The sequence below is a fragment of the Embleya sp. NPDC055664 genome (assembly GCF_053618075.1).
The window spans coordinates 98,081-118,550 of record NZ_JBSHGZ010000002.1 but is presented as its reverse complement, the minus strand read 5'-3'; the positions used below and the strand labels follow the sequence as shown (position 1 = coordinate 118,550).

The window sequence follows — 20,470 nt, the reverse complement described above, 5'->3', positions numbered from 1 at the left end:
CACGGCCGCGCCCGACGACTGGACCTCACGCACCGACGGCCAGTGCTTCGCCGAACTCCTGGGCATCGACCCCGCGATCCTGACCGGGATGCCCAACGCCGACCGTACCGACCAGCGCGACGCACGCGCCGCGAACACCGCGCTGTGGCCCGCGACCTGGGGCAACTTCCTGCGCACCACCTGCATCCGATCGTGCCGGAGCAGACCGTGGCCCGAACCCGCGACTTCTTCGTCCGCAACGTCAGCGGACGCGGACCCATCCCCTCGGTTCGCATCGGTCGACAGCCGTACGGAATCCTGCCGACCACCGCGTTCAGCCGGATGACCTGGCCGGCCGCATCCACCCACCGCATCGCCCTGAACACCCTGCTGCGTGCCGCGCTGGCGGACTGGCGGGCCGCCGCGAAGACCAAGGTCGCCACCGTCGACACCGGAAACCCCGATCCGCACCAGCGGCTGCTGGACATCCTGGCGCTGCACCCCACCTCCGCCGAGTACCACCAGCGGCACGCGCAGAGCGTCGAGGACATCTTCAACCGGGAAAACCTTCGCGGCTTCGGCACCAAGGTCACCGAGGCACTGGACACCATCCTGCACATGCCGGACCCCATCCGCGAACTCCTGAAGCGGCTCGGCTACGACGCACATCCCCCGGAGCGCCCCGACCCGGCGCTGCTGCACCGCCTGTTCGTCGACACCCAACACCCCCTGCTCGCCCCGCTCGTCGACGACCGTCCGCTGTCCGAGACCGACCCGGTTCGGGCCTACACCGCGCCGCCCGACGCGCGCAACTACCTGCACTGGCTCGTCGACAACGGCCGCACCGACCTGGACACGATCCGCCTCGAGAAGGGCTTCGCCCGCGATCGGCCACCCGCCGCGCTGCTGTACCTGCTGCTGCGCCACGCGGTCCTGCTCGGCTGGGAGGACACCGGGCGCCGACTCGCGGTCTCCGCCCACCGACCCCCCGACTCGCTCGCCGACCCGCCGTTCGTCCACGTAAGGACCCAGCGGCAGGGCGAGACGCAGCCGCCGGTGAGCGAGAGCCGATACCGCCGGCTGTACACACCCGACTCCGAGATCACCCACAGCACCGACCCGAACTTCGTGGTGCACCGGTTCATCCCCGGCGCGCTCGCCGCCGGCAATCCGGACACCGCGCCGCTCGCCGAACAACTCGGCGCCATCGCACTCCTCGCCGACCTGCCCACGGCCCGACTGGAGCGGGTGTTCGCCGAACACCTCGACTGCGCGACCTACCGGCTCGACGCCTGGCTGCTCGCACTGGCCAACGAACGCCTGTCCGAACTGCGGTTCGGCCCCGACGGCGGCGGAACCCCCCGGCGCGGGCTGCACCTGGGCTGCTACGGACGCCTCGAAAAGGTGCGCCCGCGCGATACCGAAGGGCTCACCTCGGTAGCGCTGACCGGAGAACTCGCGACCGTGTTCGGAACCACGTCGATCACCCACGATCGCCGCAACGGCGGCTACACGCACACCCCTTCGCCGAGCCACGCGGTGACCGCCGCCGTGCTGCGAGCCGGCTACCTGGCCAACGGCTCGCCGACCCACCCCGGTTCGTTCGCGGTGAACCTGAGTTCCGAACGGGTACGGATCGCGCTCGGTCTCCTCGACGGGCTGCGCGCGGGCCGGTCACTCGGGGCGCTGCTCGGGCAGCGGTTCGAACGCGGGCTGCACGACGGTCACCCGGGCATCGAACTGGACCGCTTCCTGCCCGCGTTGCGTCGCGCGTTCCCGCTGCGCGCGGGCCGGCTGTCCGAGGTCGCGGAGCGGGAGCGCAACGAGATCGACGTGATCGAGGCGCGCAACGTCGTCGACGGGCTCGAACTCGTCCTGCGCGCCACCCGCCCGCCGGCCGAGCCGAAGTACCCCTTCGGGGCCCAGGACATGCCCGACGCCTCCGCCGACGAACAGGCCGCGATGAACACCGAGGTACGACACCTGCTCGACATCCACGACGCGCTGGCCGACCTCGCGGTGGCCGAGAGCACCCATCAGGTCATGCTCGGCAACACCGAACGCGCCTCCGCAACCCTGGACGCCTACGCCAAGGAGGGCTTCCCGCCCGAACCGGCGGTGGTGCAGACCCCTCGCAGCGGCACCACCCTCACCCACCGCTTCGCCGTGCAACTCACCGCGGGACTGGCCCCGAACAACGGTGCGAGCCGTTTCCGCGGCGACGGCCCGCGCGCCAAGGCCGAACCCGCCGTCAACGACTGGCTGCCGACCCTGCTGCCGGCGCAGTCCGACGTCGCCGTCCTGGTCACCTGGACCGATCCGCTCGACGGCACACCCCGCAGCAGTGTGGTCACCCAGGCCGACCTCGAACTGCAACCCATCGACCTGCTGTGGACGATCCGGCCGACCGACGACGCCGCGATGACCGACCTGGACGACCGGATCATCGGCGTCGTGGTCACCCGCGACAAGCCGCGCCCCGACGTAGCGCCGGCCATCCGATACGCCACGCGGGTGGCCGGCAAGGTCACCGTGTTCGAGATGTCGCAATTGGTGGAGACACTGCGCTCGCTGGTGACCACCTCCCGGTCGCTGCGTCCCACCGACCTGATGCCCGCCTCGGGGGCCGGCACCGTCGATCGTTCGGCCGACGACGCGGTCGTGGTGCCGAGAGAACGGCCCGCGGCCGTGCGCACGGGCCTGGACGCACTGCGCGCCGGCGTGGCCGGCCACCTCGCCGCGCTGGTGTCGCTGTACCCGCCCGACCCCGCTCCACCGCAGCGCACGGACATCCTCGCCCGCATCGACGCGCTCCTCACCACGCACTGCCAACTCGCCTCGACGGCAGGCGGGTTCGGTCTCCTGCGCAGCGGCTGGGCGGAGCTGATCGAGTGGCGCCGGGGGCTGTTCCACGACGTGTTGGACACCGTCGACGTGGCGGCGGACCGGATGACGCTCTCGCTCGCCGAGGCCGACACGCTCATCGCCCGCTACGACGCGCTGCCGGCTTCCACCCCCACCGAGGATCGGTACCGGTTGCTGGAGGCGGCCGAGCGCCTGCTCACCACGACGCCGACCAGCCCGCGCCCGTCGACCCCCGCGAAGTTGCGGACCACCGTCGGCACCAGGAGGTCGGCGTTCGACTCCCGGTTGCAGGGGCTCAAGCGGATCGCCCGCACCACCAGGACCACGCTGAGCGCGCTGCTCACCGACGTCCGCGCGCTGCTGCCGCTGAGCGCCTTCGACGCGGTCGGGCTGGACCTGACGCCGCTGGAGGACCGCATCGTCACGCTGGGGCGGGATCTGCTCGGCCGGGCCCAGGCGTTGCAGGTCGACGTCACCGGCCGGCTCACCGCCGGCGACAAGGCGCTCGCCGCGTACGACCAGGCCGCGACCGACCCGGATCGGGTCCGGGCCGCGACCGAGGCGCTGGTGGCGATGCTCGGCGAGGACGTCCTGGTGGTACCCGAGTTCACCCCTTCGGACCAGTTGGCCCAGGACTGGAAGAAGGCCCGCACCGACAGCACCGCTCTGGTCCGGCACCTCGTCGACGACTTCGGCCGGGACTTCCCCGTCGACGACTGGGTGCACGGCGTCGCCCGGGTGCGGGACAAGCCCCGCCTGTGGGAGAAGGCCGTCGCGCTCGGGGACGCGCTGCGCGGACCGGGCGGGCTGCTGAGCAACGTGGTGGGTTGGCAGGAACCGCAGTTGACCCCGATCCAGTTCCCCTATCGCGCCGGTGACCACTGGCTGGCGATGGAGTTCAAGGCGGGTACCACGATCGTCGAGGATCGCCTGCTGTTCACCGCGCAGTACATGCCCGAGCCCCTGCTCGCCGGCCCTCGACGCTGCGGCCTGCTGTTCGACGAGTGGACCGAGGTGATCCCCGCCGAGCGGGAGACCACCGGGATCGCCGTGCACTTCGACGCGCCGGACTCCGAGCCCCCGCAGGCGATGCTCCTGGTCGTACCGCCCGTCGCGACCGACCCCTTGGCCTGGGAGGACCTGGTCGCCGCCGTCGAGGAGACGTTCGAGCTGGCCCGGATCCGCGCGGTGGAGCCGCAACACCTGGACGACACCGCCTACGCGCAACTGCTCCCGGCCACGGTCATGTCGGCGACTCGACAACCGATCACGATCAGCACCGATCTCGCGATCGCCAACCTGCGCTGGAAGGCCCGTGACTGAGCTCCGTATCGAAAACCTCCGCGAGGCACTGGAACAGCGCTCCGCACCCACGGTCGGCCTGTGGAACCGTCTCGAGGGACGACCCCGCACCACCGACTTCGATCGCGCGCTGCGCGCGGAGGTGCGCGATCCGCTGTGGATGCTCACCCGGCAGTGGCAGATGGGCGAGTTCCGCGGCGCGGACGCCGGCTCGCCGGTGACCGCCACGTATTCGGTCGTCGCCTCACCCCCCACCCGGTTCCGACCCACCGACGGCGCGGTGGAGCCGCTGCCCGCCGACCGCCCACTGGAGACGATCGCCGAACGGCGCGCGCTGCCGTTCGCGTTCGGCGCGGACCGGATCTCCTTCGACCTGAGGTTGGCCATCGGCCGCCGGTGGATGAAGCTCGTCGGACGCAACCTGCTGCTCAACCTGATCAGCCTCAACGTGCGGCAGAAGTACATCGCGCGCTACCCGATCGCGCTGCCCGATCCCGCCGTCGACGCCGACACCCCCCGGGTGGCGCATCCCGAGGTCTGGTCCACGATGCAGGCGATCGCCGGGCGCCGGATGGACGGGTACGAGTTCTACCTGGACCTCAAGCGGGGTCGCCCCGCCTACGAGGGCATCTCCGGGCTGTTGGGTCTGCATCGGGACGAACTCACCAAGCTGGGCCGGCGGTTGGTGGACTGGTTCGACACCCTGATCGATCAGCCGACCGAGAACCCCACCACCCACACCGGCAACACCACCTGGGACCCGGCACGCCTCGAACACCGATTCTCGGTGGCCGCCGGCACCCCCGGCGGCGCGGAGAAGGTACTCACCGCGCGGGAGTATCCGGGCGGCACCCTCGACTGGCACGCGTTCTCCGTCGATCCGACCGGTCCGCTCGGCGGGACCGCCACGCCGCCGGCGGCGCTCAACCGCACCGTCTTCCCCGCGCCGGTGCGGTTCTCCGGCATGCCGCTGCCGCGCTGGTGGGCCGTCGAGGACGGTCGTACCAACTTCGCCGCCGTGCGACCGGACAGCACGGACCTGGCGCGGCTGATCTTCCTGGAGTTCGCGCTCGTCTACAGCAACGACTGGTTCCGGCTGCCGTGCGATCTGCCCGTCGGCACGCTGGCCTCGATCCGCGGCCTCGCGGTGACCGACGTCTTCGGCCGGAAGTTGTGGATCACGCCGGCGGGTTCGGGTGACGACGCCGACTGGCAGCGCTGGTCGATGTTCACCCTGGACACCATCGGCGACGCTTCCGTCGCGGCGGACACCGACCTGCTGCTGCCGCCGAGCGTGCCCAAGATCGCCGAGGGGCCGGTCCTGGAGGAGGTGGCACTGGTTCGCGACGAGAGCGCGAACATGGTGTGGGGCGTCGAGCAGACCGTGCGCCTGGCGACCGGCGAGCCCCGGCGCGGCAGCGAGGTGGCGGCGGAGATCCTCGCGCACCGGCTGCGCCTGCACCCGCCCGCCGACCCGCCGCCGGCCGTCGCGCCGGTGGCCTACGAGGCGATGAACTCGGTGCCGGAGAACTGGATTCCGTTCATTCCGGTACACGTGCCCGGCCAGAACCGGAAGATCCGGCTGCAACGCGCGGCCATGCCCGGGGTGGTCGACGGTCTGCCGGTGCGCGCTCGTACGTCGTTGCTGCGAGAGGGGTTCGACCAGGGCCGGCCGTACTTCGTCCACGAGGAGGAGGTCTCGCAGACGGGCACCGGGGTGACGGTGGCCTACAACCGCACGCGTTGGCGCAACGGCCGGGTCTCGGTCTGGCTCGCCGCGCACCGCACCCCCGGCCGCGGCGAGGCTTCCAGCGGGCTGGCCTTCGACTTCCTCACCGACACCGCACCGCCGTCCGGCGGAGGCGGGTAGGCGCGAGCGCGATCGCGCCGACAACTCCGTTGCCTCGCGCTCGGCTTGCGTCCTCGGTGTATCCACCCGTGCGATCGGTGACGCGGCCGGCGGGTGGGTGGCCGCCGAGCGCGGTGTGTCCGTGGTGGTGATCGTAGGTGTGGAGCCACGCGGGGAAGGCTTCGCGCCGCTCCGTGTCGGCTCCACAGGGCTTGGCGTAGGCCCATTTGGCGTGCAGGCTCTGCCGGTGGTCTCGTCCCGGGTGGGCCGGGGACGTGAACGGCAGATCGTCCAGGCACGTGGTGAACCGAACACGGCCGATCTCGACCTGTTGGCTGTGGCCCCTGCGGAAACCGCTGCGGCGTAGCGGCAGGAGCACGGTGAGGACGCGCTCTCGGGCCCGGGGGTGGCCGACCCTTCCCAGAACACTGCGGCGGCCGGGGCCGGCAAGTGGTTCACCCGGCCGCCTTTTCGGTGCCCGTCGCGTGGCCGTGGTGTCAGTTCGCCGGGACGAACCGTGTTCCGAGTTGGTCGTCGAGGCGGTGGATGAGGTATTCGAGTTGGCAAGGATCCCCGTCTGGTTCAGGCCCTGGCCGTCGGCGGGCAGGAGGGGCTCGTCACCCAATTCCTCGCGGGCGCGCCCGCGTTGCTCCGACGCTACGAGATGGCGGGGGACGGTGCCCGGGCGGTGATCGAGGCCGCGATGGACGCCCGACGCCTCGGCCACGGACCCGCGCTGCGGGAGGCGTTCCTCGAGGACGCCGCCGATGCCTATCTCACCGACGCGCAGCACAATGCCCTGGACGACGACTGGTTCGCTCGGGCCCTCGCCTACGTCACCACGCGTGTCCACGGCGCGAACGCGCCCCTGACCCGCATGCGACCCCGCCGACGACACCTCGATCCGAGCGAGGGACCGACGTACCACCTCGCCGACTTTGTTCCGGGCGCGAGAGCGTCGGGGGTCTCGTGGGCCGCATGGGCGCGGGTGGCGGTGTCGGTGGCGTTCGGTTCGCGGCCCGGGCATCGGCGGGGGCGTACGCGGGCGTTCGTGTGAGGTCCGTGGGCATCTGTCCGGGTGGGGGGTCGCTCCCCGGCGGGCGGCTGACGTGGTCGCGGCGTGCGCTCACGAGAACGGTTTCCGGTCGACCGCCGGTAGTGTCACGGGGGTTGATGTTCCTCGGTTTCGAGACGGTGGCCCAAGGGTGTGCATGTGACCGTGTGGGACGACCGGGAGCGGGTGGTGGGCGGTTCGGCCGCGGTGGCTTCGGTCCTGCCGGTGACGCCGGCGGTCACCGCGCCCGCCCTGTTCGGGGCGACCGACGCCCCGGGCGACGGTCACTTACCCCGTGCCGCGGGGCTCGGCGTCGGTCGGTGCGCGCAGGCCGGTCAGGATGATGCGCAGGTTTCGGCGCCATTGGTCGGCGCTCGGTTCGAGGCCGATGGTGTGATCGGTGGGGATGGCCGTGGCGAGTACGAAGGGGACGTCGCGCCAGTCGATGTCGTCGCGGATGACGCGGGTTCGTTGGCCCCGTCGGACCAGGTGACGGACCGCCGCTCCGAGGCGGGCGATGTGCGGCTCCAGGTCCAGGCGGTCCTCGCCGCGGCCGGACAACACGTCGTGCAGGCCGCAGCTCGACGTGCGTAGTCGTACGTACGCCTCGGCGAACTCGACGAACCCCTGCCACGCGTCGGGGGCGTCGAGCGCGGTCCGGGCCCGTTCGGTCATCTCGTCGATGGTGTCGGTGAGGATGGCGGCGAGCAGGGCGTCCAATGACGGGATCCGGCGATACAGCGTGCCCAGGCCCACGCCCGCGCGTTGCGCGATGTCGCGGGTGGTGATGGCGAGTCCCTGTTCGTCCAAGGCCAGGCGGGTCGCGGCGACAAGGCGCTCGACATTGCGTCGTGCGTCCGCGCGCGGGCGGGTCTCGCCCTCTGCGAGCAGCGCGGTGACTGCGGATTCGTGCACGACCGCAGCTTAGGCCGTATGCCGTGGATCGGTCCGATCCGATTCGGTCCGATCCGGCTCGGGCGAGGCAGGCAAGCGGGTCATCATGTTCCGGTTCTGCTATCGTGAGTAAACGGAACATCATGACCCGGTTATGGAGGTACGAGCATGCGCGAGCCGATCGGCGTCGGAATCCTCGGCGCGAACCCGGATCGAGGGTGGGCCGCCCGCGCGCACATCCCCGCGATCACCGCGTCGGCGCACTTCACACTCGCGGCCGTCGCCACCACCCGCGAGGACAGCGCGGAGGCCGCGCGCGTGCGATTCGGCGCCCGCCACGCGTTCACCGACGCGCGCCGGCTCGCCGCGCATCCCGACGTCGACCTCGTGGTGGTCGCGGTGAAGGTGCCGGCACACGTCGAGCTGGTCACCGCCGCGCTCGACGCCGGCAAACACGTGTACTGCGAATGGCCCCTGGCCACCACGGCCGACGAGGCCGCCACCCTCGCCGCCGCCGCGCGGCGGGCGGGCGTCCACGCCACCGTCGGCCTGCAGGCCCGGTTCTCGCCGGCCGCACTCAGGGCGCGGGCGACGATCGCCGAAGGCCGGCTCGGCACCGTGCAGTCGGCGACCGTGTACAGCTCCCGCGCCAAGGGCAACACGCGCGACGTCCCCGACTGGACGGCCTACACCTACGACCACCGCAACGGCGCCGGTCTGGTCGAGGTCCTCGGCGGACACGCCCTCGATCTCGTGCGGTTCCTGCTCGGACCGATCCGCGACCCGTCGATGCGTACGGCCATACGTACCGAAGGGCATCGTGTCGCCGAAACCGGCGCGCCGATCACCGTCACCGCGCCCGACCAGTTCCTCGCCCACGCCGAAGTCGACGGCGGCGCGGTCGTGTCCGTCCACCTGCGGGACGGCGCCACGGCCATTCCGGGGACGCGTGTCGAGATCGCCGGCACCGCGTCGAACCTTCTCCTGACCTCCGCGCCCGAGCGCGACCCGTGGGCCGCGCAGATCCAGATCGGCCGACTCGACCTGTACGAATCCCGAGCCGAACGGCCGGAGTGGACGCCCGTCGCGCTCGACCCGGACCCCGCCGACGCGTTGCCGATCGAGGCGGCCAACGTCGCACGGGTGTACGAGCGGCTCGCCGCCGACCTTCGCGAAGGCACGCACACCACACCCGACTTCCACGCCGCCCGGGAACTGCACACGCTCCTCGAGCAGGCACCCCGACCCCGCCTCCGGGCCTGATCCCGGCCGCTGATTCCGCCCCCGGATTCGGTTCGGCCGCCACCCGCTCGACGCCCCCTCGATGCTCGAAGGCGTGTCCCGGTCGAGGGCCCGACAACGGCGAACCCTCCGCACCGAGGCATCCCGGGATCGGCCACGCGGCACCCCGGCTGCGATGGGGCCGGGCCCTGTTCGGCCACGCGCGCGGCGGCCGGCGTTGTCGAGTGTGTGCGGCCCGTCTCGCGGACGCCGTGTGGTGCGGGCTTCGGCTGGCCGGCACCTGACCCTGTACAAACGGTGCCAACAACGGACAACCCACACATCACGCCACGGCCCGCCCCGACGGACTCGGCACCGGCGCGGGCACGGGTCGCTCACGCCGACAGGGCCGGCGCGATGTCGCCGATCATGTCCTCCCGGCCGCCGACCGGACCTCGCCGGCCGCATTCCATGAGGAGGTCGCGCACACCCCCGGGCCCAGGTCACGCGGTGGCCTCGCGCGCCTCGGTGAGGACGGCGAGGAGTTCCGCACGGGCGGCCTGCCAGGCGGGGCCGTGGCGTTGCAGGGTTTGCAGGGTTTGTTCGGCCGTGTGGCGGCGGGTGAGGAGGTCGGGGCGGCGTTCGACTTCCACCTCGCCTGCCCATACCGTCAGCCGGCCCTGGATCAGGCCCAACTGGGCGGTCTGGGCGGCGAGTCGGAAGGCTTCGTTCGTTGGGCGTTCCATCTCGGGCAGGCGGTGGGGGCTACGCGCGGCCCAGGTGACTAGTGTTTGAGGAGCGCTATCGCCTGGGCGAGGGCCGGGTCCTTGCCGGTGGAGCGGTCCGCGGCGGTCAGCGGCGCGTAGATGTCGGGGGGTACGCCGATGCCGTCGACGATCTCGCCGTTGGCGCCGATGGCGCGCTGCGAGGGGAAGCGGATCGCGCTCGTGTTGTCGGCGAGCGCGTACAACCGGGCGGGACCGGAGTTCACGCCCGCGGTGCGGGTGCCGATCAGGGTGCCCAGGCGCAGGTCCTTGACGCCGGTCGCGAACGCCTCGCAGGCGGAGGCGCAGCCGTCGTCGGTGAGGGTGACCATCGGCAGGTGCAGCAGCGGGGTGTTGTCGTCGACGCGCTGGGCGTCGCAGCGGCCGTTGGCGTCGCAGAAGGAGAGGACCGTCGCGTCGTGGATGAAGGCACCCAGCAGTATGTTGCCTTCGTCGGCGACGCCGCCGCGGTTGCCGCGTACGTCGAAGATCACGCCGGTGAGCGTCGTCGTCGCCCGGAGGTCGGCGATGGTCTTGAGGATCTCTTGGGCGACGCCCGGGTAGAAGGCGTCGAAGCGGATCCGAGCTATGCCGCCGTCCAACACCGCGGCGTCCACGCGCGGTTGCGGTGGTGGGGGCAACTCGCCAGGGGTGACCGTCAGTTGCCGCGTCTCGCCGGTCGCGGGACGGCTTATTGCCGGCGTCACCGGGGTGCGTTGCGGAGCGGGCGGGCGCAGCAGGTCCAAGACTCCCGGGTTGAGTTTGCCGCTGGTGAAGGCCGGGACGCCGTTCACCGACTCGATGATGTCGCCGGGCGCGAGTCCGGCCACGGCGGCGGGGCTGCCCGCGGCGACCGCGGTGGCGAACAGCGGTCCGGTGAAGTCCGGCGCGGTCTCGGCGCGTGGCAGTGCGTAGTTCAGGCTGACGCCGAGGCCCCATCGGGGAACGCCCGGGCCCGGGACGGCGCCGGACGCCTGGTAACCCGCGTGATTGTCGTGGAGGGCGGCGAGCATGCCCTGGATCGCGACGACGGCGAGGGACGAGCGCAGCGCCTGGTCGTTCGGCACCGCGTCCAGTATCTCTTGGAGGCGCTTGCCGAAGCGCGCCCAGTCCTTGTCGCGGTGACCGGTCAGGGCGGGCAGCACGGCGTTCGGCTGGTCCCAACCGCGCTTGCGTAGTTCGCGGACGACGGCCTGGAAGGCGTACTGGAGCAGTATGCGGTCGTCGAGTCGCGAGCCGCCGTAGTAGTTGTCGAACAGGCAGTAGTACGCCTGCTGCACGGTAGCGACGGACGTCGGGATCGGTGCCTGCGCGGGCGGTTGGGGTCGGGTCGGATCCTGTGCGACGCAGGCGGCGGGCCGGCCCGCCGAGTCGGCCGAGGCGGTGAAGTCCGGAACGAGAATGCCCCCGGCGACCAGGCCGGCGGCCAGTACGGTCACGCCCGTGGCTGCCGGCAGGCGCCGCTTTCGGGTCAGCGCCCGGCGCCGGTCCCCGCGCCCTCGGCCGACCGGCCCGGCGTCGGGCGCCGGGTCCTGGCGGCGCCCGCCCTCGGCTTCCGCGGGTGCACATTCGTCGACCCCGGTCGGCGCTGCCGGAGCGGATTCGGCCGCAACGGCTCGGGCGGTTGTGTCGATGGTGGGCATGTCGTTGCTCATCTGGGCTGCTCCCGAACTCGCGTCAGTCCTGCGGACGCGGCGGCACCGCTGTCGGTGCGCCTGCCGCGCTGACGGAAGTTCTACCGAGCGGCCGGTTTCACGGCGGTTTCGTCGCCGCCGCGGGGAAGGCGATGGTGACCGCCAAGCCGCCGTCGGGGCGCGCGGCGGCGGTGAACGCGGCGTCGTGGGCGGACGCGATTGCCGCGACGATGGACAAGCCCAGGCCGAGGCCCGCGGCGTCGGCGGTGCGCACGTTGCGGGCCGGGCGGGTCGCGTCGAGGCGTTGGAACGGCCGGATGATCCGTTCGACGGCGTCCGCGGGTACGACAGGCCCGGTGTTGGCGACGGTGACCACGGCGCGGCCGTTCTCCGTGGCGGTGCCGATGTCGACGTGTCCGCCGGGCGTGTTGTAACGGATCGCGTTGTCGAGCAGATTGGCGACCAGCCGTTCGACGAGCGCCCGATGACCTGCGGTGACGGCCACGTCGAGCGACGGGCGCAGCGTGACGAGCCGGGCCGCGGCGTCCGTGCCGCATCCGACCACGCTCTCGGCGACGAGCCGGGCCAGGTCGACCGGGCGGCGAACGTCGACGCCCGCTTGGCCGCGGGCGAGGGTGAGCAGCGCTTCGATGAGCCGCTCCTGCTGCTCCCCCGCAACGAGTATGCGCTCGTGGGCGGTACGCAGCGACGCGATGCTCGGCTCGGGGTCGGCCAGCGCGACCTGGCCCAGCGCACGCTGCCGGGCCAGCGGCGTACGCAGCTCGTGGGAGGCGTTGGCGACGAACTGCCGCTGCGCCTGGAATGATCCCTCGAGCCGGGCCAGCAACGCGTCGAACGTGTCGCCCAGCTCCCGGAGTTCGTCCCGCGGTCCGTCCAGGGCAAGACGCCGTTGCAGGCTGGTGGCGGAGATGTCCCGCGCGGTGGAGGTGATGGTCCGCAGCGGTCGCAAAATGCGACCGGCCACCACCCATCCCAGCAGCACGGATGTCACCACCATCAGCCCCAGTGCGAATCCGGACTGGACGATCAGGGTGTGCAGCATGGCCGACTTTTGGTGGTCGACGGTCCGCCGGACCTCCTGCTGAAGGGAGTCCGCGGCGGCCGGGTCACCGGGCCCTGCGTTCGGCCGCGCTCCGTCGCCGGGCGCCGGGATGTCCGCGCCGGGAGCCGCAGCGTTGACAGTCGGAGCGCCGACAGTCGGAGCGCCGACACTCACCTCACGCTTGACCACCGCGGGCGGACGTTCCAGGGCGCCGGCCACCAGCGCGTAGGTGATCGCCAACAGCGCCGCACCGCAAACCAGGAACAGCCCGCCGTACAGGGCGGTCAACCGCAACCGCACGGTACCGCGGGGCCGACCGGAGCGCACGATCCCGACGGTGAGGCGACCGGGCCCACGGAGGAACGTCCGCGGGATCGGCCGGCCGGCCCGGCCCGCCATCCCGCTCAGGCGACTTCTCCCAGCATCCGATAGCCCCGGCCGGCGACCGTTTCGATGACCGGCGGCGCCCCGAGCTTGGCCCGCAACCGGCTCACGGTGATCTTCACCGCGCTGGTGAAGGGGTCGGCCGTCTCATCCCAGACACGCTCGAGCAGTTCCTCGGCGGAGACCGCGCGACCCCTTGCGGCCAGGAGCAGTTCGAGCACGCCGAACTCCTTCGGCGTAAGCACCAGCGGCCGACCGCCCCGGACGGCGGTGCGCCGGCCGGTGTCGACGACCAGATCGCCGCACCGGACCACAGGCGGCACGGCCGGATGGGAGCGGCGCGCCAACGCGGCGATCCGGGCGACGAGCACCGGAAAATCGAAGGGCTTCGGCAGGTAGTCATCGGCCCCGAGCCCCAACCCGTCCACAATGTCGTCCGCCGTGGCCGCGGCCGTCAGCATCAGCACGCGACTGCGGCCACCGGCGGCGATCAGCGCCGCACAGACGTCGTCGCCGTGCGTGCCGGGCAAGTCCCGGTCCAAGAACACCACATCGTACGCGTCGCGATCGGGCCCCAACACCCGCTCCAACGCCGCCTCGCCGTCGTACGCGAGATCGACGGCCATCTGCGCACGCCGCAGACCCACCGCCACGACCTGCGCCATCTCCTCGTCATCCTCGACCACAAGCACCCGCAACGCCCCGCCTCCACCCACACTCGGCGACCCAGCGTCCCGCAGCCTAACCCGGGCCATCGGGTCGACCGGGCCGATCACGGAGCCCTCCTGCTCGCACCAACTGCCGGTGCGGCGGCGGATCGCCGAGCGGCTGCTCCCCCTGGTGCGTCCGTACGCGTGGGCAATGGACGACGTGCCCTTTCCCAAGGACGGTCGCATGTTCGCGGGCGTGGCTCCACAGGGCAGAGAGGGTGTACACGGCGCTGCCGTCGGCCTGGAGGCGGATCACGGGACGGTCCGGGCGGGACGATCGCGGCGCCCGTGGCCGACGGCAGTCCCAGGTCGAGACGCTGCCGCATGTCCGGCCGGCCGTCGAGGCGGTTCTCGCCTGGGCCGCCACCAAGCGCAACTGCCCGGCCGGCTACGCCCCTGCGCCAACGACGAGTGCCGGCTGTTCCCGCTCGACCGCAGCCGCGCCCACCGCGCCCGCTGGTGCTCGATGGCCGTCTGCGGCAACCACCCAAAGGCACGCCGCCATCGCCGTACTCGGACTCCACGACGACGCGTTGCGCGCCCGGCTCGCCAAACCGAACGCCTGGACGGTCCGCGCGTTCGCCGACACCCTCCAGGGCGACGCCGCTTCGGACGAACATCCACTGCCGGATCCCGAACGCCTGCGCTTCATTGGCGAGTTCGTCTACGCGGCCGTCGACGGCATCGAGCTCCACCACGCACTCGGCGACTGCACGTACCCCCTGCCGGACCTGCTCGCCGTCCTCGACGACGTGGTTACCCGGCTGCTCGCCCAGGACAGCCCCTGACCTGCGCAAACACCTGAGGCGCGGCGACGGGTGGGGGCGGCGTGAGGCGGCGGGAGGAGAGAGGAAGGCCGACCCGTCTCCGGGGTCGTGGTCCGGCCGAACGTCCCGAGGCCGGCCGTCCTCGCGGCCGTGGAGTGCGCCGGCATGTGGGCTGCCGCGCTATCCGGTCCCTGCGGCGCGGCCGGCGCGACGGGACAACTCCGCGAACGCCGCGCGCAGTTCCGGTGGGGCAACCACCTCGATCTCGGTGTCGAAGCGGGCCAACGCCGCCGCGAGAGCGGCCCAGGACCAGGATCCCGTCGTCAGCCTGGTCCGGCCGGCGCCGAGTTCCTCGACGACACCGTCGCCGGCGAACGGGGCCACCTCCGCCACCGGCAGGCCGAGGATCACCTCGCCACGGCACGGCCAGGCGTCCGCGCTCTCGGAACCCTTGAACCGGGCCGACAGGAAGGCGATCACGTCGCCGCCCGGCACTTCACGGGGAACGAACCGCGGCCCATTCGGAACCCGCGGTGTCATCCGATCGACCCGGAAGGTCCGCCAGTCGCCGCGGTCGGGGTCCCAGCCGACGACGTACCAGCGGCCGGCCCGCGCCACCAGGTGATGCGGCTGCACCCGGCGAGGCGGGCGCGGCTCGGCATCCTCGGTGCGCCCCGGTGAGCGGTAGTCGAACCGCAGCTCCTCCCCCGCGCGGACCGCGGCACTCAGCGTCAGCAGGATCCCGGTATCGACCTGCGCATCGACACCGTGCCCGGTCGCGCTGATCTCGAGGGCGTCGACTCGCTGCCGCAACCGCGACGGCAACACCTGTCGCACGCCGGCCAGCGCCCGCGCGGCCGCCTCCTCGATGCCCGCGCCCGTCCCGACGGCGATCCGCAACGCCACGGCCAGCGCAACCGCCTGCTCCTCGTCGAACAGCAGCGGCGGCACCTGGCTGCCCGCTGCGAGCCGGTAGCCGCCGTCGGGGCCCTTGACCGCCTGCACGCGGTACCCCAGCTCGCGCAGCCGGTCGACGTCGCGGCGCACGGTTCGCTCGCTGACGCCCAGCCGCTCGGCGAGCACGCCGCCCGGCCAGTCGCGGCGGGCCTGAAGCATGGACAGCAGCGCCAGCAGCCGGCTGGAGGTCGTCGTCGAGGAGGCGATCGGCATGTTTGCACCATGCCACAAGTAGCGGACGTTCTCTGACCTGTACTGCTGCCATCGTCGGTTCTGTCGCCGGAAACCTCCGGCACCGGAAATCACTCGTGAAGGACCGGAACACCATGTCGCTCAACGCTGTCGCGCATCTGAACTTCCACGGCCAGGCCCGCGAGGCCCTGGAGTTCTACCAGTCGGTCTTCGGCGGCCGGCTCACCGTCGCCACCTACGCCGACTTCGGGATGCCCGCCGAACTGCCCGGCGCGACGAACGTCGTGTTCGGCCAGGTCGTCGCCGACAACGGCTTCCGGGTCATGGCCTACGACGTGCCCGGCGAGCACACGCCGACCGACCCCGGCGCGCCCACCACGCGTCGGGAGAACGGCACCACGATCACCCGGGAACCGTTCTTCCTGTCCGTCCGCGGCGACAGCATCGACGAGGTCACCCCCGTGTGGGACGGCCTCGCCAAGGACGCGACCGTGATCGAGGCGTTCGGTCCCGCCCAGTGGGCGCCCGCGTTCGGGATGCTGGCCGACCGCTTCGGCGTCACCTGGATCGTCGACGTCGCGGCCGCGTACACCCGGGACTGACCGTTGCGCGAGGTGTGCGGCCGGTCCGGCCGCACACTTCCTCCCCGAGGAGAACCCCATGCGAACCCGCCCCCTCGGCCGGACCGGCATCCAGGTCAGCACCTACACCCTGGGCACGATGATGTTCGGCCCGTACGGCAACCCCGACCCCGACGACTGCGTCCGCATCGTCCACCGCGCCCTCGACGCCGGCATCAACGTCATCGACACCGCCGACGTCTACGGCGGCGACGGCGAAGCCGAGAAGATCGTCGGAAAGGCCCTGCGGGGCCGCCGCGACGACGTCGTCCTGGCCACGAAATTCAACGGCCCGATGGGGTCCGACCCCAACCGGCGCGGCAGCTCCCGCCGGTGGATCGTTTCCGCGGTCGAAGGGTCGCTGCGCCGCCTGGGTGTCGACCACATCGACCTCTACCAGGCCCACCACCCCGAGCCCGGCACCGACATCGAGGAAACCCTCGGTGCGCTGACCGACCTGATGCGCGCGGGCAAGATCCGTGCGATCGGCCACTCCAACCTGCCCGCCTCGGACATCGTCCAAGCCCAGTGGGTGGCCGAACAGCGCGGGCTCGCCCGCTTCCGCTCCGAACAGCCGCACTACTCGATCCTCAACCGCGGGATCGAGCGCGAGATCCTGCCGGTCTGCGAGCGCCACGGGCTGGGTGTTCTGGTGTGGAGCCCGCTGGCGATGGGCCTGCTCGCCGGTCGCCTCCGCAGGGGCAGCGGGGAAACGGCGTCGGCCGGGCGCCTGCACTGGGCACGGCGGCACATGACCGACGAACGTAAGCTCGACGCCGTCGAAGCTCTTGCCCGAATCGCCGAGCAGGCCGGATTGTCGCTGCCCCACCTCGCTCTGGCGTTCGTAACCGCCCACCCCGCGGTCACCTCGGCGATCGTCGGCCCACGCACACCCGATCAGCTCGACGACCTGCTCGCGGGAGCGGACACGCTCCTCGACGACGACCTGCTCGACCGCATCGACGAGATCGTGCCGCCGGGAACCGACGTCGGACCCATCGACGTCGCCCACGTCCCGCCGGCGCTCGCACAGCCGGAACTCCGCCGACGCACCCGCGAAACCCGGGCAGCGCGCCGACAGTCGCCACCGTGACGACGGCTCCGGCACCGGAACCGACCCACCCACCGACAACACCCCGACCCTGGGGCGCACCGGGGTCGAGTGCACGCGGGATGCGCCGAACCGGCACGTGCGTGGCGACCGGCGCGGACGCCGGGCGTACGGGTGCCCTCGGTCCGCGTTCGATGGCCCAAGACGCGGCCGTCGCAGCGGGTTGCACATGCGGAGTGGGGACCACGGGTCCGGCGCCGCGACGCCACCACGGGACCGCCGGTGCGGGGGGCGTCGATTTCCCCACCGCGCTGCAATCGGACCACTGCTCCGCTCCCCGGTGACCCATGCCGCACACGAACCCGATCGCGCTGCCCGAGTGGCGATGTTCCGTGTTCCGTCACCGAGCGTCGACCGGCGTTATCATGCTCGCATGTTGCGGGGGTACGGGGGTACGTGGTGGATACGGTCATCGTGCAGTTGCCGGAGCCGGAGCCGGGAAACGAAGGGGATGTGCCGGGCACGCCCGCGGTGTTGCGCCTGGGGCCGGGGCAGAGTGCCGACTTCGGGCGTGGAGTGCCCGATGCGCCCGTGTCGATCGTGTTACCCGATCCCGGGGTGTCGCGGCGGGCCGGGGAACTGGTCGCCGCCGAGGACTATTGGCGATTGTCCAACTTCAGCCGCACCGCGACCTACGTCGTGGAAAACCTGGAAGGTGCCGGGGAATACCTCAAGGTCGCGCCCGGTCGGCTCGGCGCTCCGGTACCGTTCGAGTTCTCCCGGCTGGTGCTCCCGGTTGCCGACGGCGACGTGTCGTTCAAGGTGTTCGCCCCCCAACACGCCTATCTGGACCGGGATTCGCAACCTCGCGGCGGCGAACTGACGACCAGTCCGTTCGCGCTCGATCCCACGTCCAAGTATTTCCTGGTCCTGCTCGCGCTGTGCGAACCACGCCTGCGCGGCGCACTCGACGCGGCGACGCCCGGCGCCGGCGAGGTGTTGGAACGCCTGCGCCCGCTCGCCGGGCACGCGGATCTGACCCGTTCGGCGATCAACTACCACATCGACTACCTCGCCTCCACCAAACTGCGCCTGCGGGAGGCCACCGGGGACGAGGCCGGGCGCACCGGACACAAGCGTGAGCGCCTGGTGACCCTGGCGCTGCGCTTCGACCTCGTGCGGGAGGAACACCTGGCGCTGTTGCCGCCACGCGGCAGGTGATCCGTCGCGAAGTCGGTCCGGCCACAGCGGGGCCGGAGTTCGTCGAGGAAACGAAGAGTGATGCCGAGGATGGACCAGCCCGCACCGCCCCCGCTCGATGTACCCACCGGCCTGGTGGTCGCCGACTGGCGGGTGACCGAACCGATCGGGTCCGGCAGTTGGGGCAGCGTGTACGCCGCGGAACGGACGAGCGACGGGACACCCGTCGCGATCAAGTTCCTGCGTACCGACCTGCTCACCCCGGGCCAGCGCAGCTCCATGGACGAACTCGTGTACCGCGAGGTGCACTTCAGCCGGACCGCGGACCACCCGAACCTGGTCCGCACGCACGCCGTGGTCACCGTCGACGATCCCGACCACCCCGAACTGCGCTCCGTGGTCGGCCTGGTCATGGATCGGGCCGCGCGCAGCCTGCGCGACGTGTTGGACAGCGCCGAATCCGGGCTCGAAGTACCGGGCGCCGGCCGGATCCTGCGCGGCGTGGCCGCCGGATTGGCACACATGCACGAACACGGCCTCGTACACGGCGACTTGAAGCCGGCCAACACCCTGCTCTCCGCGACCGGCGACGTCTGGCTCGCCGACTTCGGACTCACCGCCGAACTCGACGGCACGCACGCCTACATCCCACCCCTCGGCTCGCTCGACCACGTGCCGCCCGAGTGGTGGTCGGAACGCACCGGCGAGCGCGGCACGGTGATCCGCCCCACGGCCGACGTCTGGGCGTTCGGCGTACTCGCCCACCAAGTCCTGACCGGCGGACTGCACCCGTTCGTCGGCAGCAACGCCCGGGCCCGCGCGCTCGCCGCCCAGGCCTACGCCCGCGGGGTCGATCCGCTGCGCCTGGACGACCGGGTGCCCCAGGAGTGGCGGCGGCTGATCACCGAATGCCTCGCCCCCGACCACGAATCCCGCTCCCGACTCGACGCGGCGGAGATCGACGAGCGGGTGCGGGCACTGTCCGGCGCCACCAGACCCCGACGCCGACGCCTGGTGGCGGCCCTGGTGGTGGCCGCCGTGGCCCTCGCCGGGGTGGGCGTGGGCCTCGGACTGCGCGGCGACGGCGACCACGACACGCGGGCCAAGGCGGCCTCGTCCGCCGCCGCGAGCGGGCCGGCCGGCTCCGCCGGTGCTCCCGCCCCCACGGCGGAGCCGCGCCGGATCGCCGGGGACATCCCCGCCGGATCCGACGTGCCCGCGCAATTGCGGCCGATGATCGCCAACGCGGCCCAGCGCTGCACCGAGGCCGAGGTCACCCCGGCACTGCTCGCCGCGATGCTCAAGGCGGAGAGCGGCTTCGACGCCCGCGCGGCGCGACCCGAGAGCGACGAGTACGGGATCGCCATGTGGACGCCCCGGGTATTCAACGCGTGGGCGGTGGACGGCGATCGGGACGGTCGCAAGGACTACATGTCGCCACCCGACGCGATCGCGACCATGGGCATCTACGTCTGCTGGCTGGCCCAACACATCAAGCAGGAAGGGCTGCGCGAGGACGTACCCGCACTGACCGTGGCCGCCTATCGCACCAGCGACCGCACGGTCCGGGAGGCCAGGAGCGTGCCGCCGCGCACGCGCGCACACGTGGACCTCGTGCTGCGCTACCTCGCGGAGTACACCGGCACGCCGTCACCTGCCTCCGCGCCGACTGCCCCGTCCGGCTGAAACCGCCGGCCGGCCGGCGACCCTGACATCCGTCAGGGACCGTTCGCCCCGCGCCCCGCCTATCGTTTTCAACCAGCGAAGGGGCCGGCGGGAACGGGGGCACGGACATGGCGGATCGCAGGCGACACGTGGCCGCGCCGATCTGCGCGGCCGTGGTGGCGACGATCACCGGCTGCGGGTCGGACGGGATGTCGGCCGCCGGGTCTGCGCCCGCGCCCCGCGCCCCGCGACCTCACCGAGGCGAAGCGGGGAACGCTCGCCCGGGCCGAGAAGGTCCC

General features: G+C 72.1%; 16 protein-coding genes and 3 pseudogenes. 11 read left to right on the top strand and 8 right to left on the bottom strand.

Annotated elements, in window-relative coordinates; genetic code table 11:
- Positions 1 to 192: 192 nt before the first annotated feature.
- Together ACWGR4_RS03645 and ACWGR4_RS03640 are read left to right on the top strand one after the other, a co-directional pair.
- Entirely contained in the window at positions 193 to 4,167 is a 3,975-nt protein-coding gene (locus ACWGR4_RS03645; RefSeq protein ID WP_452128145.1) for a hypothetical protein, read from the top strand.
- Complete coding sequence (locus ACWGR4_RS03640; protein ID WP_452128146.1) at positions 4,160 to 6,016, top strand: hypothetical protein; 1,857 nt, start codon at positions 4,160 to 4,162, stop codon at positions 6,014 to 6,016. Before ACWGR4_RS03645 ends, ACWGR4_RS03640 begins: the two co-directional genes overlap by 8 nt.
- A 58-nt stretch (positions 6,017 to 6,074) precedes the next feature.
- Here the strand turns inward: ACWGR4_RS03640 and ACWGR4_RS03635 are convergent.
- Positions 6,075 to 6,251, bottom strand: a pseudogene (locus tag ACWGR4_RS03635) (IS481 family transposase); the annotation flags it as partial.
- Between the two features lie 408 nt (positions 6,252 to 6,659).
- Here ACWGR4_RS03635 and ACWGR4_RS03630 point away from each other — a divergent pair.
- A complete protein-coding gene (locus ACWGR4_RS03630; RefSeq protein WP_452128147.1) occupies positions 6,660 to 7,052 on the top strand; it encodes a hypothetical protein in 393 nt (130 codons plus the stop codon).
- 285 nt (positions 7,053 to 7,337) lie between these two features.
- Here ACWGR4_RS03630 and ACWGR4_RS03625 read toward each other — a convergent pair whose 3' ends face one another.
- Positions 7,338 to 7,964, bottom strand: a complete 627-nt coding sequence (locus ACWGR4_RS03625; protein ID WP_452128148.1) for a TetR/AcrR family transcriptional regulator — start codon at positions 7,962 to 7,964, stop codon at positions 7,338 to 7,340.
- Positions 7,965 to 8,111: 147 nt separating this feature from the next.
- Between ACWGR4_RS03625 and ACWGR4_RS03620 the strand changes: the two genes are divergently transcribed.
- Positions 8,112 to 9,206 (top strand): Gfo/Idh/MocA family protein, encoded by a 1,095-nt coding sequence (locus ACWGR4_RS03620; protein WP_452128149.1) that lies wholly within the window; start codon positions 8,112 to 8,114, stop codon positions 9,204 to 9,206.
- Between the two features lie 353 nt (positions 9,207 to 9,559).
- Here the strand turns inward: ACWGR4_RS03620 and ACWGR4_RS03615 are convergent, their stop codons facing one another.
- The 5 genes from ACWGR4_RS03615 to ACWGR4_RS03595 form a co-directional block, all read right to left on the bottom strand.
- Positions 9,560 to 9,637 carry a hypothetical protein gene (locus ACWGR4_RS03615; protein WP_452128219.1) on the bottom strand — a complete coding sequence of 26 codons (78 nt, stop codon included), beginning with the start codon at positions 9,635 to 9,637 and terminating at the stop codon, positions 9,560 to 9,562.
- Positions 9,638 to 9,667: 30 nt separating this feature from the next.
- Positions 9,668 to 9,910, bottom strand: a complete 243-nt coding sequence (locus tag ACWGR4_RS03610; RefSeq protein ID WP_452128150.1) for a hypothetical protein — start codon at positions 9,908 to 9,910, stop codon at positions 9,668 to 9,670.
- Positions 9,911 to 9,948: 38 nt separating this feature from the next.
- Positions 9,949 to 11,583, bottom strand: a complete 1,635-nt coding sequence (locus tag ACWGR4_RS03605) for a S41 family peptidase (protein WP_452128151.1) — start codon at positions 11,581 to 11,583, stop codon at positions 9,949 to 9,951.
- Between the two features lie 97 nt (positions 11,584 to 11,680).
- Positions 11,681 to 12,952, bottom strand: a complete 1,272-nt coding sequence (locus tag ACWGR4_RS03600; protein WP_452128152.1) for a sensor histidine kinase — start codon at positions 12,950 to 12,952, stop codon at positions 11,681 to 11,683.
- 77 nt (positions 12,953 to 13,029) lie between these two features.
- Positions 13,030 to 13,707: a response regulator transcription factor gene (locus tag ACWGR4_RS03595; protein WP_452128153.1), complete on the bottom strand. Its 678-nt coding sequence runs from the start codon at positions 13,705 to 13,707 to the stop codon at positions 13,030 to 13,032.
- A 100-nt stretch (positions 13,708 to 13,807) separates the two neighbouring features.
- Here ACWGR4_RS03595 and ACWGR4_RS03590 point away from each other — a divergent pair.
- The 3 genes and pseudogenes from ACWGR4_RS03590 to ACWGR4_RS03580 all read left to right on the top strand — a co-directional run.
- Positions 13,808 to 13,927, top strand: a pseudogene (locus ACWGR4_RS03590) (transposase); the annotation flags it as partial.
- 106 nt (positions 13,928 to 14,033) lie between these two features.
- A pseudogene (locus tag ACWGR4_RS03585) lies at positions 14,034 to 14,236 on the top strand (CGNR zinc finger domain-containing protein); the annotation flags it as partial.
- Between the two features lie 16 nt (positions 14,237 to 14,252).
- A complete protein-coding gene (locus ACWGR4_RS03580; protein ID WP_452128223.1) occupies positions 14,253 to 14,507 on the top strand; it encodes a hypothetical protein in 255 nt (84 codons plus the stop codon).
- A 159-nt stretch (positions 14,508 to 14,666) separates the two neighbouring features.
- Here ACWGR4_RS03580 and ACWGR4_RS03575 read toward each other — a convergent pair whose 3' ends face one another.
- A complete protein-coding gene (locus ACWGR4_RS03575; RefSeq protein ID WP_452128154.1) occupies positions 14,667 to 15,656 on the bottom strand; it encodes a helix-turn-helix transcriptional regulator in 990 nt (329 codons plus the stop codon).
- Between the two features lie 113 nt (positions 15,657 to 15,769).
- Between ACWGR4_RS03575 and ACWGR4_RS03570 the strand changes: the two genes are divergently transcribed.
- The 4 genes from ACWGR4_RS03570 (at position 15,770) to ACWGR4_RS03555 (ending at position 20,192) form a co-directional block, all read left to right on the top strand.
- On the top strand, positions 15,770 to 16,237 hold the full coding sequence (locus ACWGR4_RS03570; protein ID WP_452128155.1) for a VOC family protein: 468 nt from the start codon (positions 15,770 to 15,772) through the stop codon (positions 16,235 to 16,237).
- Between the two features lie 58 nt (positions 16,238 to 16,295).
- Positions 16,296 to 17,348, top strand: coding sequence for an aldo/keto reductase (locus ACWGR4_RS03565; protein ID WP_452128156.1), 1,053 nt, complete (start codon positions 16,296 to 16,298; stop codon positions 17,346 to 17,348).
- A 417-nt stretch (positions 17,349 to 17,765) separates the two neighbouring features.
- Positions 17,766 to 18,527, top strand: a complete 762-nt coding sequence (locus ACWGR4_RS03560; RefSeq protein WP_380006837.1) for a serine/threonine protein kinase — start codon at positions 17,766 to 17,768, stop codon at positions 18,525 to 18,527.
- A gap of 69 nt (positions 18,528 to 18,596) precedes the next feature.
- Entirely contained in the window at positions 18,597 to 20,192 is a 1,596-nt protein-coding gene (locus ACWGR4_RS03555) for a protein kinase domain-containing protein (protein WP_452128157.1), read from the top strand.
- The last annotated feature ends 278 nt before the right edge of the window (positions 20,193 to 20,470 follow it).

What these genes read in the sequence shown, in the direction of transcription:
- ACWGR4_RS03565 (WP_452128156.1), top strand. Translation starts at nt 16,296, where the DNA reads ATGCGAACCCGCCCCCTCGGCCGGACCGGCATCCAGGTCAGCACCTAC.
- ACWGR4_RS03555 (WP_452128157.1), top strand. Translation starts at nt 18,597, where the DNA reads ATGGACCAGCCCGCACCGCCCCCGCTCGATGTACCCACCGGCCTGGTG.
- ACWGR4_RS03610 (WP_452128150.1), bottom strand. Translation starts at nt 9,910, where the DNA reads ATGGAACGCCCAACGAACGAAGCCTTCCGACTCGCCGCCCAGACCGCC.
- ACWGR4_RS03615 (WP_452128219.1), bottom strand. Translation starts at nt 9,637, where the DNA reads ATGGAATGCGGCCGGCGAGGTCCGGTCGGCGGCCGGGAGGACATGATC.
- ACWGR4_RS03630 (WP_452128147.1), top strand. Translation starts at nt 6,660, where the DNA reads ATGGCGGGGGACGGTGCCCGGGCGGTGATCGAGGCCGCGATGGACGCC.
- ACWGR4_RS03620 (WP_452128149.1), top strand. Translation starts at nt 8,112, where the DNA reads ATGCGCGAGCCGATCGGCGTCGGAATCCTCGGCGCGAACCCGGATCGA.
- ACWGR4_RS03605 (WP_452128151.1), bottom strand. Translation starts at nt 11,583, where the DNA reads ATGAGCAACGACATGCCCACCATCGACACAACCGCCCGAGCCGTTGCG.
- ACWGR4_RS03570 (WP_452128155.1), top strand. Translation starts at nt 15,770, where the DNA reads ATGTCGCTCAACGCTGTCGCGCATCTGAACTTCCACGGCCAGGCCCGC.
- ACWGR4_RS03575 (WP_452128154.1), bottom strand. Translation starts at nt 15,656, where the DNA reads ATGCCGATCGCCTCCTCGACGACGACCTCCAGCCGGCTGCTGGCGCTG.